Genomic DNA, 12,160 nt, shown 5'->3' on the forward strand with positions numbered 1-12,160 from the left:
TCAACTCGTCGGCTTAAGCGGAAGATTTGAAATGATATTTTGCGGTTTCATCCGAACCACACCATCGTCGCCCATCGCCAGCCCCAGGTAGATCGGGCGGCCGGCGACATTGTCGCGCACCGCGGCGGTGTCGTCGATGTCCATGCGGAACAGCCCGAGGATCTGGCGCAGCTGCTCCTCGGTCGGGGTCCGGCCTTCGTACAGCGCGTTCAGGATGGCGTTGGCGTCGCGGTCCAGGCCGATGTGCCAGACCCAGCCCTCGTCGTCGATCCGGCGCAGCGGCTGAATCCGGCAGGCGACCCCCGCCAGATGCCCGACCCAGGCCTCCAGCGCGCGGGCCAGCCCGTCCAGCCCGGGCTGCGCGAAGCCGATGTCGATCGCCGTGTCGAATCCGTCGGACCGCCCCCAGTACTCGTCGCGGTTCGCCTCGGCGAGCACGTCGATCTCGACCATCGGTCCCTGGCCGCCGCCCGAAGCGGTACCGTCCAGGGTTTGCCCGGCCTGGGCCTGCAGGTCGACCACCGCCTGGTCGGCCACCATGATGCGGTCGTCGCCAAGGGTCACCCGCTGCGGCCGGAAGAACAGCTCGCCGGCCCGCACGCGGAACGGGTCGCGGCTGCCGTCCAGGGCGTTGCGCAGGATGACATGCGCCATGTGGTCGACGAACATCGGCGGGAAATCGATCCCGCCCGCCCGCGCGATGTGCAGGTATCCGGCCTCGACCGTCGGGAACCGGGTCAGGAAGTCGCGAAAGCGCAGGACCGCACGGTAGTTCTCGGCGGCATCCGGATCGGCCAGCGCGCGCAGTTCGGCATCGCTCACCCGCCGCATCGGGTCGTCGGTGAGCGCGTCGTGCAGGACGCGCTCGCGGTCGCAGGATTCCTCGACCGGCGCCACCTCCGGCCGGCGCCAGTAGGCCGCAACGAAGGCGGGGGTCGGCACCAGCCGCCCGGCGCCGTCCCGGTCGAGCAGCCGGAACCCGGAACTGAGCCAGAAGTCGCCCGCCTGATTCATCGAAACGCCCCGTCCTCGTCGAACATCGACCAGATCGACTGTGCCGCCCCCGGCTCGGCGGCGGCAATCCGCCGGAACGCCTCGCGCAGCCCGCCCGGTCCGATTTCCCGCGTCACGGCGAGCGTGGTGCCCGGCTCGTATTCAGCGCACAGGTCGGCGGCGAAGGCGACCTCGTCCTCGGCGACCGGCAGGGCGGCCTCCCGGTCCGGAGCACCGTAGCGGTCGACGAAATGGTCGGCCAGGATCTCCACCAGCCGCCGTCGCACCGTGTCGTCGGCGCTGGCGACCGCCACGAAGGTCGAGCGCCCGAAGCTGGCGAGCCCGAGGAAGCCGTTGGCGAACGCCTGCCGGCGCTTGCCGACCAGGGTCTCGGCGCTGTCCTGGCTGAACTCGAAGCCGCCCGGTACCGCCCATTCGCCGTCCTCGGCGGCGATCTCGAACACCCGCGAGTCGGAATCGTCGAAGCGGACCACCCGCGGCAGCTTCATGGCGTCGCCGCTTCCAGATGCCCGGACAGCGGATCGGCCCGGGTGGCGGCGGCATCCTTCAGCAAGGCCCGGCCGTCCTCGTCCAGGCCGACGAAGGCGGCGCCGCCGACCGTCATGCCGGGCTCGGCGCGGGCCGACCAGGCGTCGTGCAGCGGCCGGAAGCCGTCCTCCTCCCAGCGTCGCAGCCACACCAGGAAGTGCCGGGACATCGACTCCAGCAGCCGCGCCGGCGGTATGACGCCGCTGCCTTCCTCGTAGAGCGCGGTCTCGCCGGGGCGCTCGCCCGGTTCCGTGGTCGTGTCGGCCGACAGCCGAAGATCCAGGCCGACCGCCAGCCAGTCCGGCACCGCCGCCGGGTCGGTGGCCGCCGCCGCCAGCCTGACCCGGCCGGCGGCGGCGCCGTTGACCAGCACCGTGGTCGGCCAGCGGTATTCGACCGCGACTTCCGGCGGCGCCAGCGCGCCGATCGAATCGCCGACCGCGATCATCAGGGCATGGGTCATCTGAAGGGCCCGCTCCAGCGGCACCTCCGGCGCCAGGGTGACCGCGAACCGCAGCAGGTCGTCGCCGCCGGCGAACACGAACACGCCCGGGTCGCCGCCGGCCGCCGCCACCCGCACCGCCGTCGCCATCGGGTCGGTATCCGCCGCCACTTCGCGGCCGGTCAGCAGCGGCGGGAACAGGGGCGGCCAGCCGGCCTCGTAGCCGTCGTCGATGGTCAAGCGGTCTCCTCCGCTGCCACAGCCTCGATGCGCCGGATCAGTGCCCGAGCGGCGTCGCGGAAGGCCCGCGCATGCACGCCGTCGGGCCGGGCCACCACGATCGGCGTACCGGCATCGCCGCTCTCGCGCACCACCACGTCCAGCGGGATCGCCCCCAGCAGCGGCACGCCGTGACGCTCCGCCTCGCGGGCCGCCCCGCCCTCGCCGAAGATGTGGTCGACCCGTCCGCAGTCCGGGCACTGGTAGAAGCTCATGTTCTCGATGATGCCGACGATCGGCACCTGGGCGCGCTGCAGCATGGCGATCGCCTTGCGGGCGTCCAGCAGGGCCACGTCCTGCGGCGTGCACACCACCACCACGCCGTCGACCGGGGTCTGCTGGATCATGGTGATCGGCACGTCGCCGGTACCCGGCGGCAGGTCGATCACCAGGTAGTCGAGCCTGCCCCAGGCAACCTTGGTCAACATCTGGGTCAGCGCCGACTGCACCATCGGGCCGCGCCAGGCGATCGGCGTATCCTCGGCCGCCAGCAGCCCCATGGAGATCAGCTTGACCCGGTAGTTCTCGAGCGGCGCCACGGTGTCCTGGCCGATCGGCTTCGGGCGTCCGGTCACCCCCAGCATGCGCGGCTGCGACGGCCCGTAGACGTCGGCGTCCAGCAGGCCGACCGCCTTGCCCTCCAGCGCCAGGGCAACCGCCAGGTTGGCCGCGGTGGTCGACTTGCCGACCCCGCCCTTGCCGCTCGCCACCGCCACCACGTGGCGGATCTCCGACAGCGGCGCCTCGGTCGCCTCGGGACCGGCGAAGTCCGGACGTCGGCCGGCGGTGCCGGCGGCGGCGTGCGCCGTCACGATGCCGGTGGCACTGGTCACCCCCGGCAGCGCCTGCACGACCTGCTCGGCCCGGCGGCGCAAGGGCTCCATCGCCGGCCCGCGATGGGCGTCGACCAGGAGGGTGAAGCCGACATTGCTGCCGCGCACCGTGACGCTCTCGATCATGCCGGCCGTCACCAGATCGATTCCGCGCGACGGATCGACCACGGTGCGCAGGGCGTCCAGGACCGCCGCCTCGGAGATCTCAGACATCCGAGTCGGGCAGCACGATCTCCGCTTCGACGACATGCTGGAGATCGGTCCCGTCCAGCGTGATCACGGCCCGCGCGGTGCGGGTACCGGCCCCGGCGGCACGGGCGGCGCGCTCCAGTTCCTGGTGGCCGGTGACGCCGACCTGCTTCAGGAACTTGCGCACCGACATCTCGAAGTCGTCGGCCATGCTCGGCCCTCCCTGATCCTGTTTTCCGGCACTGTAGGGGCCGCGCCGGGTCGCCGCAATCGAGCTCGGCAGCGATCCTGCGTTATGCATTTCACTGTTTTGATATGTGTTTTCTTACGGCCTTCAGGCATTTCTGTACAGTGCGCAACGTCAGCCTAGATTCCGCCCGAAAGGGAGGGTGTCCGGCGTGCAGGATTTCGGCGCCGCGTTCGGCGCGGCATTCCAACTCGTGATCTCCCTCGACCCAGATCTGATCGAGATCGTCGGGCTGTCGCTTCGCGTCAGCCTCGCCGCCGTCGTCGCGGCGGCGGCGGTCGGCTTGCCGCTCGGGGCGGCGCTGGCGGTGGCGCGTTTCCCCGGGCGCGGCGTCGCGCTGGTGGCGCTGAACTCGCTCATGGGGCTGCCGCCGGTGGTGGTCGGGCTGCTGGTCTACCTGACGCTGTCGCGGGCCGGGCCGCTCGGCCCGCTCGGCCTGCTCTACACCCCGACGGCCATGGTGATCGCCCAGATGATCCTGGTGATCCCGATCGTCGCCGCAGTCACCCGGCAGACCGTCGAGGACCTGAAGGACGAGTACGACGAGCAGCTGCGGGTGCTCGGGGTCGGCCCGGCCGGCATGGTCGCCACCCTGCTCTGGGACGCGCGCTACAGCCTGCTGACCGCCCTGCTCGCCGGCTTCGGACGGGCAATCGCCGAGGTCGGCGCGGTCATCATCGTCGGCGGCAACATCGCCCATGTCACCCGGGTGATGACCACCGCGATCGCGCTGGAGACCTCGAAGGGCGACCTCGCCCTGGCGCTCGGCCTGGGGATCATCCTGCTGGCCCTGGCGATCGGCGTGAACGCGGCGGTGATGGGCATCAGACGGACGGCGGGCCATGCGGCTTTCGCCTGAGTTGCCCGCCGACCCGCCGGCGACCGGGGTCGACGCCGCCACCGGTGCCGGCGCCGTGCTGCCGCTGCGCGGCAGCGGGCTGACGATCCGGCGCGCCGGCCGCACCCTGCTCGACCGGGTCGACATCGCCGTCGAACCGGGCCCGCTGACCGTGATCATGGGGCCGAACGGTGCCGGCAAGAGCCTGCTGCTGCGGGTGCTGGCGACCCTGGTCCGGCCCGACGAGGGCATCGTGACCTGGGCCGGCACCCTGCCCGACCGTGCCCGTGCCCCGCGCCTCGGCTTCGTGTTCCAGAAGCCGGTGATGCTGCGCCGCTCGGCGATCGAGAACGTGCGCTACGCCCTGAAGGTCGCCGGGGTCCCGCGCGCCGAGCGCGATCGCCGCGCCGCCGAGGCGCTGGCCGCCGCCGGGCTGGAGCGGCTGGCGGCCTCGCCGGCCCGGGTGCTGTCGGGCGGCGAGCAGCAGCGCCTGGCGATCGCCCGCGCCCTGGCGGTCCGGCCGGAGGTGCTGCTGCTGGACGAGCCGACCGCCAACCTGGATCCCGGCGCCACCCAGGCGATCGAGGCACAGGTCGCCGCCGCCCACCGGGCCGGCACCAAGGTGGTGTTCGTCACCCACGACATCGGCCAGGCCCGCCGGTTGGCCGACGAGGTGGTGTTCGTCCACCACGGCCGGATCGCCGAGCGCGCACCCGCCGGCCGTTTCTTCACGGAGCCGTCAAGCGAAGCGGCCATCGCATTCACCGAAGGGAGACTGTTGCCATGAAACGCCTGGGAGCTCTGCTCGCCGCCGCCGCGCTGCTGGCGTCGGTTACCGCCGCCGCCGCAGCCGACAAGTTCATCACCGTCCAGTCGACCACCTCGACGCAGAACTCCGGCTTGTTCGACGCCATCCTGCCGAAATTCAAGAGCGATACCGGGATCGACGTCCGGGTGGTCGCGGTCGGCACCGGGCAGGCCATCAAGAACGCGGCCAACGGCGACGGCGACGTGCTGTTCGTGCACGCCAAGCCGGCCGAGGAGAAGTTCGTCGCCGAGGGCGGCGGCGTCGAGCGGTTCGACGTCATGTACAACGACTTCGTGTTCGTCGGCCCGCCCTCCGACCCGGCCAAGATCGCCGGCGGCAAGGATGCCACCAAGGCCCTGACCGCGATCGCCGGCGCCAAGGCCCCGTTCGCCTCGCGCGGCGACGACAGCGGCACCCACAAGAAGGAGAGGTCGCTGTGGAAGCAGGCCGGCGTCGACGTCGGCAAGGCGAGCGGCGACTGGTACCGCGAGACCGGCTCCGGCATGGGCGCCACCCTGAACGCCGCCGTCGGCATGGGCGCCTATACCATGTCCGACCGGGCGACCTGGATCTCGTTCAAGAACAAGGGCGACTACAAGATCGTGGTCGAGGGCGATCCGATCCTGTTCAACCAGTACGGCGTGATCCTGGTGAGCCCGAAGAAGCACCCGCATGTGAAGGTCGCCGAGGGCCAGGCCTTCGTCGACTGGCTGCTGTCGGCCAAGGGCCAGCAGGCGATCGCCGACTACAAGATCGACGGCCAGCAGCTGTTCTACCCGAACGCCGGCAGGTAGCCGCCGCCGAGGCCCGGCTCAGCGCGACTTCAGCAGGTCCGGGTTCAGGCCCGGGGTGACCGCCTCGGTCACCCCGCCGCCGCCGCAGCGGCCCTCGGACACGGTCGCCGCGGCGCGGTCGATCTGGATCGAATACACGCACATCGCCATGCGGCAGCGACGGCCGTCACCGGGCAGCCGATCATGCCGGGTCACCCGGATGGCGTCGAATCGGTCCCCGTCATGCGGCAGGCGGTCCGCCAGCACGCCACCGGGCATCTCGTAACGTCCCCAATCCCAGTGCCCGATCAGGTCGCGGCGCACGGTTTCGGCCGGCCAGGCATCGCTGGCATCGGCGACCGCGACGGCACACAGCTCGACGACGCGGGTCCGGTGCCCGGCGATCTCCGACGCGTTCCTCCACTGCAGAAGCATCCCCGCGACGATCGCCGTCCCGGCGATCGCGCCCAGGATCAGCCGCGCCGGACCAATTCGGATTCCCGCGTCCATGCCAGGGTATATACCACGCTGGCGGCGCGGCCTCAGACCGCCCGGCTATGGCGCCCCGGTGCGGCGTCCAGGGCCGGGTCGAAGCAGGCGGCGACATTGCGCAGATAGCGCCGGCCGAGCCCGGTGCAGCGAAGCGTCCAGCCGTGCAGCACGACCAGGCCGTCGGCCTCCAGCGCCCGCAGCCGCCGGAACGCGTCGGACAGGTTATCGACCGGCGTCCCGACCGCGTCGGCGACCCGGGCGAGATCGGCGGCGCCGTCGCACAGTACCCGCTCGATCGCAGCCCGTACCAGCCGGTCGTCGCCGTCGACGGCGATACCGCGGGCCACCGGCAGTTCGCCGGCATCGACCCGCTGCGCCCAGCGCTTCAGATGCGCCTCGTTCTGGATGTAGCCCTGCGGCAGCGAGCCGATCGACGAGGCGCCGAAGCCGAGGATCGCGTCGGCCGGGTCGACCACATAGCCCTGGAAGTTCCGCCGCAGCCGGCCGGTGGCCGCCGCCACCGCCAGCGGGTCGTCCGGCCTGGCGAAGTGGTCGAACCCGATGGCGTCGTAGCCTTTGGCGTCCAGCACCCGGGCCGCCGCCTCGGCCTGCTCGAAGCGCTGCTCCGGTCCCGGCAGCGCGGCCTCGTCGATGGCCCGCTGGTTCGCCTTGAACCACGGCACATGGGCGTAGCCGAACACCGCGACCCGGTCGACGCCGAGCAGGGCGACCGCCCGGGCCGAGGCCTCGACGTGCTGCACCGTCTGGTGCGGCAGGCCGTACATCAGGTCGGCATTGATCGCCATGATCCCGGCCCGGCGCAGCCCGGTCACCGCGCGCGCCACCGTGCCGAAGGGCTGGATCCGGTTGATGGCGCGCTGGACCTGCGGGTCGAGGTCCTGCACGCCGAGGCTGACCCGGGTCACCCCGGCCTCGGCCAGGGCGTCGATGCGCGCCTCGTCGAGGCCCCGCGGATCGACCTCGACGGCGACCTCGGCGTCGGGCCGGAACGCGAAACGCTCGCGCAGGCGCGCGCTCAGCGCCAGGAAGCTGTGGGGATCGAGAATCGTCGGGGTGCCGCCGCCGAAGTGAAGGTTCACGACCGGCCGGCCCTCGCCGATACGGTCGGCGACCAGGTCGATCTCCCGCATCAGCAGTTCGACATAGCGGTCGACCCGGTCGGTGTCGTTCGGGACCGAGGTGTGGCAGCCGCAGTACCAGCACAGGGTCCGGCAGAACGGCACATGCACGTAGAGCGACAGGGTCGACGCCGCCTCCAGGCCGGCCAACCACCCGCCGTAGGTCCCGGCGTCGACGGCGGGATCGAACCGGTTGGCCGGCGGGTAGCTGGTGTAGCGTGGCAGCGTCGCCAGGGCGTAGCGCTCAAGGTACATGCGATCCTCCATGGTCCGGCCAACCGATAGTCGAGGTTTCCGGCAGCGACCTTGACCTGGGTCAAGCTCAGACCGCTTGGACATCGGCGCAACTCGCCCTAATTTGAATCAAAACGGGCCACGGGATGGAAACGATGACCGACGCAGCACGCACCGCCTTCGTTTCCGGCGCCGGTCGCAATATCGGGCGGGCGATCGTGCTGGCCCTGGCCCGCGACGGCTGCGACGTGGTGATCAACGGCCGGGCCGATCGCGCGGCCTGCGACGAGGTCTCGGCGGAAGTGCAGGCGCTCGGCCGGCGGGCGCTGGTGGTGATGGGCGACGTCGGGCGCTCCGAGGCGGTCGCCGGGATGGCGCGCGAGGCGCTGGCGGCGTTCGGCCGGGTGCAGATCGTCGTGAACAACGCCGCGATCCGTCCGGAGAAGCCGTTCCTGGAGATGTCCGACGACGACTGGCACCGGGTGATCGACACCGACCTGCACAGCGCGTTCTACACCGTCCGGGCGTTCGGGCCGGGCATGGTCGAGGCCGGCTGGGGCCGGGTCGTCAACCTGACCGGCATGAACGCCATGCACGGCTACAGCGGCCGTGCGCCGGTGTCGGTCGCCAAGCACGGGCTTTGGGGCCTGACCAAGTCGCTGGCCAAGGAGTTCGGGCCGAAGGGCGTGACCACCAACGCGATCTCGCCGGGGCCGATCGCCACCGAGCACGCCGACGCCTCGATGACCGCGCATATCCGGTCGCAGCTCGACCGCATCCCGGTCGGTCGGCTGGGCACGCCCGAGGACATCGCGTCCCTGACCGCGTTCCTGTGCTCGGACGCCGGCGGCTTCATCAACGGCCAGATGATTGCCTCGAACGGAGGTACGCAGACATGAGCTGCACGCCGCGTGCGCGGCCGACGATCGACAGCCCCCGGCTGCAGGCCCTGTATGCCTACTGGAACGATCGTCGCGCCGGCCGCGACATGCCTGCCCGCTCCGACATCGACCCCATCGACATCCCGCGGCTGCTGCCGAACCTGCTGCTGATCGACGTCGAGCCCGGCACCGCGCGCATGAAGGTCCGGGTCGCCGGCACCACGGTGGTCGAGATGTATGGCAGCGACTACACCGGCCGCTACCTCGACGAGATCGACTTCGGCGACCGCCGGGCCGCCGTGCTGTTCGACTACAATGCCTGCCTGGAGTCCCGGCAGCCTTATGCCGCCGAGCACAGCTTCTGGACCGACCGCGGCATCACCTACCGGATCGAGCGGCTGATCCTGCCGCTGTCGGACGACGGCGAGACCGTCAGCCAGCTGATCGCCGGGCTGGAGTTCGATACGGTCAAATAGCGGGCGACCGGCAGCCGCCCTTGCCTCGGGCGCGCCGCCATGGCATCCCCGGCGCCATGGAAACGCGCGAGTTCGACTACGTGATCGTCGGCGCCGGCTCGGCCGGCTGCGTGCTGGCGGATCGGCTGTCCGCCGACGGCAGGAACAGCGTGGCGGTGCTGGAAGCCGGCGGCAGCGACCGCTCGATCTTCATCCAGATGCCGACCGCGCTGTCGATCCCGATGAACATGAAGCGCTTCAACTGGTTCTTCGAGAGCCAGCCGGAGCCGGGCCTGGACGGCCGTCGTATGCACTGCCCGCGCGGCAAGGTGATCGGCGGCTCGTCGTCGATCAACGGCATGGTCTACGTGCGCGGCCACGCCCGCGACTTCGACCAGTGGGAGGCGCAGGGTGCGCGCGGCTGGGGCGGCCGCCACGTGCTGCCCTATTTCAAGCGCGCCGAGACCTGGATCGGCGGCGGCGACGAATACCGGGGCGGCGACGGCCCGCTGGCGACCAGCAACGGCAACGGCATGCGCAACCCGCTGTACCGGGCCTTCGTCGACGCCGGGGTCGAGGCCGGCTACGGCGCCACCGCCGACTACAACGGCGGGCGCCAGGAAGGCTTCGGCGCCATGCACATGACCGTCAAGGACGGGGTCCGCTGGTCGACCGCCAACGCCTATCTGAAGCCGGCCCTGAAGCGCCCGAACCTGCACCTCGTGACCCACGCCCTCACCCACCGGCTGACCCTCGACGGCCGGCGCGTGACCGGGGTCGACTACACGGTCGGCGGCGAGCGGCGGCGGGCGAACGCGCGCCGCGAGGTGATCGTGGCGGCCGGGCCGATCGGCTCGCCGACCATCCTGCAGCGCTCCGGCATCGGGCCGGCCGCCCTGCTGCGCGACCACGGCATCGAGGTGGCGGCCGACCGCCCCGGCGTCGGCGGCAATCTGATGGACCACCTGGAGGTCTATTTCCAGTTCCGCTGCACCCGGCCGATCACCCTGAACGCCGAGCTGTCGCTCTGGCGCAAGGCCCTGATCGGCGCGCGCTGGGTCCTGTTCAAGGACGGGCTGGGCGCCACCAACCATTTCGAGTCCTGCGCCTTCGTGCGCTCGCGCGCCGGGGTCGAGTGGCCGGACATCCAGTACCATTTCTTGCCCGGCGCCATGCGCTACGACGGCAACGCCGCCTTCGACGGCCACGGCTTCCAGGTGCATGTCGGGCCGAACAAGCCGCACAGCCGCGGCCGCGTGCAGATCGGCGGCCCGGCGCCGACCGATGCCCCCTCGATCCTGTTCAACTACCTCACCGACGAACGCGACATCGAGGACTGGCGCCGGGTGGTCGCCGTCACCCGCGAGATCATCGCCCAGCCGGCGATGGACCCGTATCGCGGCGAGGAGATCCAGCCGGGCGCCGGGGTCCTCGAGGACGCCGACGTCGACGCCTGGGTGCGCGCCAACGTCGAGAGCGCCTACCACCCGAGCGGCACCTGCCGGATGGGGGCGGCCGACGACCCGCAGGCGGTGGTCGACCCGGAGCTCCGGGTGATCGGGGTCGAGGGCCTGCGGGTGGTCGACAGCTCGGTGTTCCCGACCATCACCAACGGCAACCTGAACGCCCCGACGATCATGGTCGGCGAGAAGGCCTCGGACCACATCCTCGGCCGGCAGCCGCTGGCGCCCGCCAACCTGCCGGTCTGGATCGCGCCGGACTGGCAGGCCCGGCAGCGTGCCGGAACGCCGGCCGCGCGGTGACGGACACCGACGTCCTGATCCTGGGGGCCGGCGCCGCCGGGCTGATGTGCGCGATCGAGGCCGGCAGGCGCGGCCGTCGCGTCGTGGTTCTCGACCAGTCGCAAAAGCCGGCCGAGAAGATCCGGATCTCCGGCGGCGGGCGCTGCAACTTCACCAATCTACACACCACGCCCGCGAACTTCCTGTCGGCCAACCCGCGATTCTGCGTCTCGGCGCTGCGGCGCTACGAGCCGGCGGACTTCATCGCCCTGGTCGAGAAGCACGGCATCGCCTGGCACGAGAAGACCCTCGGCCAGCTGTTCTGCGACGGCTCGTCCCGGCAGATCGTCGACATGCTGCTGGCCGAATGCGCCGCGGCCGGCGTCGAGATCCGGCTCGGCCAGCGCATCGCCGAGGTCTCGAAGCCCGACGACCGGTTCGCGGTCGACACCGCGGACGGCCGGCTGTCGGCGGCTGCCCTGGTGGTCGCGACCGGCGGGCCGTCGATCCCGAAGATGGGCTCGTCCGGGCTCGGCTACCAGGTCGCGCAGCGCTTCGGCCTCGCGATGGTGCCGCCCCGCCCGGCCCTGGTGCCGCTGACCTTCGCGCCCGACCTGCTGGAGTGGACCCGGGCCCTTGCCGGCGTCTCGGTCGAGGCCGAGGTGGCATGCGGCGGCACCCGGTTCGCCGAGGGCCTGCTGTTCACCCACCGGGGCCTCAGCGGCCCGTCGATCCTGCAGATCTCGTCCTACTGGCAGGACGGCGAGGCGGTCACGGTCGACCTGGCACGCGGCATCGACGTCTTCGAGGCCTTGAAGCGGGCCAGAGTCGAGCACCCCAAGCGCGATCTCGTCACCGCCCTCGCCGCGGTCCTGCCGAAGCGCCTGGCCGACAGCATCGCCGCGGCGACCGGGATCGGCGGTCGCCTCGCCGACCTGGGCGATGCCCGGCTGCGTTCGATCGCCGACCGGGTGAACCGCTGGCAGGTGGTGCCGAGCGGCACCGAGGGCTACCGGACGGCCGAGGTCACCCTGGGCGGCGTCGACACCTCCGGCCTGTCGTCGAAGACCATGGAAGCCGGCGCCGTGCGCGGCCTGTACTTCATCGGCGAGGTGGTCGACGTCACCGGCCATCTCGGCGGCTTCAACTTCCAGTGGGCCTGGGCCTCGGGGCACGCCGCAGGGCAGTCCGTCTAGCCGCCGCCAGCCCTTCCGCTCCCCCAGCCATCCGCTAAACTCCCGTCGCGAAAAGCGAAGTCGGGAACCG

Annotated in this window: 14 protein-coding genes; 7 read left to right on the forward strand and 7 right to left on the reverse strand. The window is 71.5% G+C overall.

Annotated elements, in window-relative coordinates; all coding sequences use genetic code 11:
- The 5 genes from RIC31_RS27130 to RIC31_RS27150 are packed head-to-tail and all read right to left on the reverse strand — an operon-like array spanning position 1 to position 3,496.
- Positions 1-1,014: a DUF6352 family protein gene (locus RIC31_RS27130; protein ID WP_350115931.1), complete on the reverse strand. Its 1,014-nt coding sequence runs from the start codon at positions 1,012-1,014 to the stop codon at positions 1-3.
- The gene (locus RIC31_RS27135) at positions 1,011-1,502 is read right to left on the reverse strand and encodes a DUF6505 family protein (RefSeq protein ID WP_350115934.1); all 492 of its coding nucleotides are present in this window, start codon (positions 1,500-1,502) and stop codon (positions 1,011-1,013) included. The genes RIC31_RS27130 and RIC31_RS27135 overlap by 4 nt, the downstream gene beginning before the upstream one ends.
- Positions 1,499-2,224, reverse strand: a complete 726-nt coding sequence (locus RIC31_RS27140) for a biotin/lipoate--protein ligase family protein (RefSeq protein WP_350115937.1) — start codon at positions 2,222-2,224, stop codon at positions 1,499-1,501. The genes RIC31_RS27135 and RIC31_RS27140 overlap by 4 nt, the downstream gene beginning before the upstream one ends.
- Positions 2,221-3,309, reverse strand: coding sequence for an Mrp/NBP35 family ATP-binding protein (locus RIC31_RS27145; protein ID WP_350115940.1), 1,089 nt, complete (start codon positions 3,307-3,309; stop codon positions 2,221-2,223). Before RIC31_RS27145 ends, RIC31_RS27140 begins: the two co-directional genes overlap by 4 nt.
- The gene (locus tag RIC31_RS27150) at positions 3,302-3,496 is read right to left on the reverse strand and encodes a DUF6494 family protein (RefSeq protein ID WP_350115943.1); all 195 of its coding nucleotides are present in this window, start codon (positions 3,494-3,496) and stop codon (positions 3,302-3,304) included. Before RIC31_RS27150 ends, RIC31_RS27145 begins: the two co-directional genes overlap by 8 nt.
- 187 nt (positions 3,497-3,683) lie before the next feature.
- Between RIC31_RS27150 and RIC31_RS27155 the strand changes: the two genes are divergently transcribed.
- Genes RIC31_RS27155 through RIC31_RS27165 form a run of 3 tightly spaced genes read left to right on the forward strand, consistent with a single transcriptional unit; the run spans position 3,684 to position 5,972 of the window.
- Entirely contained in the window at positions 3,684-4,391 is a 708-nt protein-coding gene (locus RIC31_RS27155) for an ABC transporter permease (RefSeq protein WP_350115945.1), read from the forward strand.
- Entirely contained in the window at positions 4,375-5,157 is a 783-nt protein-coding gene (locus tag RIC31_RS27160; protein ID WP_350115948.1) for an ATP-binding cassette domain-containing protein, read from the forward strand. Before RIC31_RS27155 ends, RIC31_RS27160 begins: the two co-directional genes overlap by 17 nt.
- Positions 5,154-5,972, forward strand: coding sequence for an ABC transporter substrate-binding protein (locus tag RIC31_RS27165; RefSeq protein WP_350115951.1), 819 nt, complete (start codon positions 5,154-5,156; stop codon positions 5,970-5,972). Before RIC31_RS27160 ends, RIC31_RS27165 begins: the two co-directional genes overlap by 4 nt.
- A gap of 18 nt (positions 5,973-5,990) precedes the next feature.
- Here RIC31_RS27165 and RIC31_RS27170 read toward each other — a convergent pair whose 3' ends face one another.
- Positions 5,991-6,461, reverse strand: a complete 471-nt coding sequence (locus tag RIC31_RS27170; protein ID WP_350115954.1) for a hypothetical protein — start codon at positions 6,459-6,461, stop codon at positions 5,991-5,993.
- Positions 6,462-6,493: 32 nt separating this feature from the next.
- Entirely contained in the window at positions 6,494-7,837 is a 1,344-nt protein-coding gene (gene hemN / locus RIC31_RS27175) for an oxygen-independent coproporphyrinogen III oxidase (protein WP_350115957.1), read from the reverse strand.
- A gap of 134 nt (positions 7,838-7,971) precedes the next feature.
- On the opposite strand from hemN, the gene RIC31_RS27180 reads away from it, so the two are divergent.
- The 4 genes from RIC31_RS27180 to RIC31_RS27195 are packed head-to-tail and all read left to right on the forward strand — an operon-like array spanning position 7,972 to position 12,090.
- Entirely contained in the window at positions 7,972-8,715 is a 744-nt protein-coding gene (locus tag RIC31_RS27180) for an SDR family NAD(P)-dependent oxidoreductase (protein ID WP_350115960.1), read from the forward strand.
- Positions 8,712-9,173 (forward strand): PAS domain-containing protein, encoded by a 462-nt coding sequence (locus RIC31_RS27185; RefSeq protein WP_350115962.1) that lies wholly within the window; start codon positions 8,712-8,714, stop codon positions 9,171-9,173. Before RIC31_RS27180 ends, RIC31_RS27185 begins: the two co-directional genes overlap by 4 nt.
- A gap of 56 nt (positions 9,174-9,229) precedes the next feature.
- Positions 9,230-10,915: a choline dehydrogenase gene (betA, locus tag RIC31_RS27190; protein ID WP_350115965.1), complete on the forward strand. Its 1,686-nt coding sequence runs from the start codon at positions 9,230-9,232 to the stop codon at positions 10,913-10,915.
- Entirely contained in the window at positions 10,912-12,090 is a 1,179-nt protein-coding gene (locus RIC31_RS27195) for a BaiN/RdsA family NAD(P)/FAD-dependent oxidoreductase (protein ID WP_350115968.1), read from the forward strand. The genes betA and RIC31_RS27195 overlap by 4 nt, the downstream gene beginning before the upstream one ends.
- Positions 12,091-12,160: the final 70 nt, after the last annotated feature.

This window comes from Thalassobaculum sp., assembly GCF_040219615.1.
Taxonomy (GTDB): Bacteria; Pseudomonadota; Alphaproteobacteria; order Thalassobaculales; family Thalassobaculaceae; genus Thalassobaculum_A.

Coding starts and splice junctions, on each gene's coding strand:
- RIC31_RS27130 (WP_350115931.1), bottom strand. CDS start 1,014: ATGAATCAGGCGGGCGACTTCTGGCTCAGTTCCGGGTTCCGGCTGCTC.
- RIC31_RS27135 (WP_350115934.1), bottom strand. CDS start 1,502: ATGAAGCTGCCGCGGGTGGTCCGCTTCGACGATTCCGACTCGCGGGTG.
- RIC31_RS27145 (WP_350115940.1), bottom strand. CDS start 3,309: ATGTCTGAGATCTCCGAGGCGGCGGTCCTGGACGCCCTGCGCACCGTG.
- RIC31_RS27150 (WP_350115943.1), bottom strand. CDS start 3,496: ATGGCCGACGACTTCGAGATGTCGGTGCGCAAGTTCCTGAAGCAGGTC.
- RIC31_RS27160 (WP_350115948.1), top strand. CDS start 4,375: ATGCGGCTTTCGCCTGAGTTGCCCGCCGACCCGCCGGCGACCGGGGTC.
- RIC31_RS27165 (WP_350115951.1), top strand. CDS start 5,154: ATGAAACGCCTGGGAGCTCTGCTCGCCGCCGCCGCGCTGCTGGCGTCG.
- RIC31_RS27170 (WP_350115954.1), bottom strand. CDS start 6,461: ATGGACGCGGGAATCCGAATTGGTCCGGCGCGGCTGATCCTGGGCGCG.
- hemN (WP_350115957.1), bottom strand. CDS start 7,837: ATGTACCTTGAGCGCTACGCCCTGGCGACGCTGCCACGCTACACCAGC.
- RIC31_RS27180 (WP_350115960.1), top strand. CDS start 7,972: ATGACCGACGCAGCACGCACCGCCTTCGTTTCCGGCGCCGGTCGCAAT.
- RIC31_RS27185 (WP_350115962.1), top strand. CDS start 8,712: ATGAGCTGCACGCCGCGTGCGCGGCCGACGATCGACAGCCCCCGGCTG.
- betA (WP_350115965.1), top strand. CDS start 9,230: ATGGAAACGCGCGAGTTCGACTACGTGATCGTCGGCGCCGGCTCGGCC.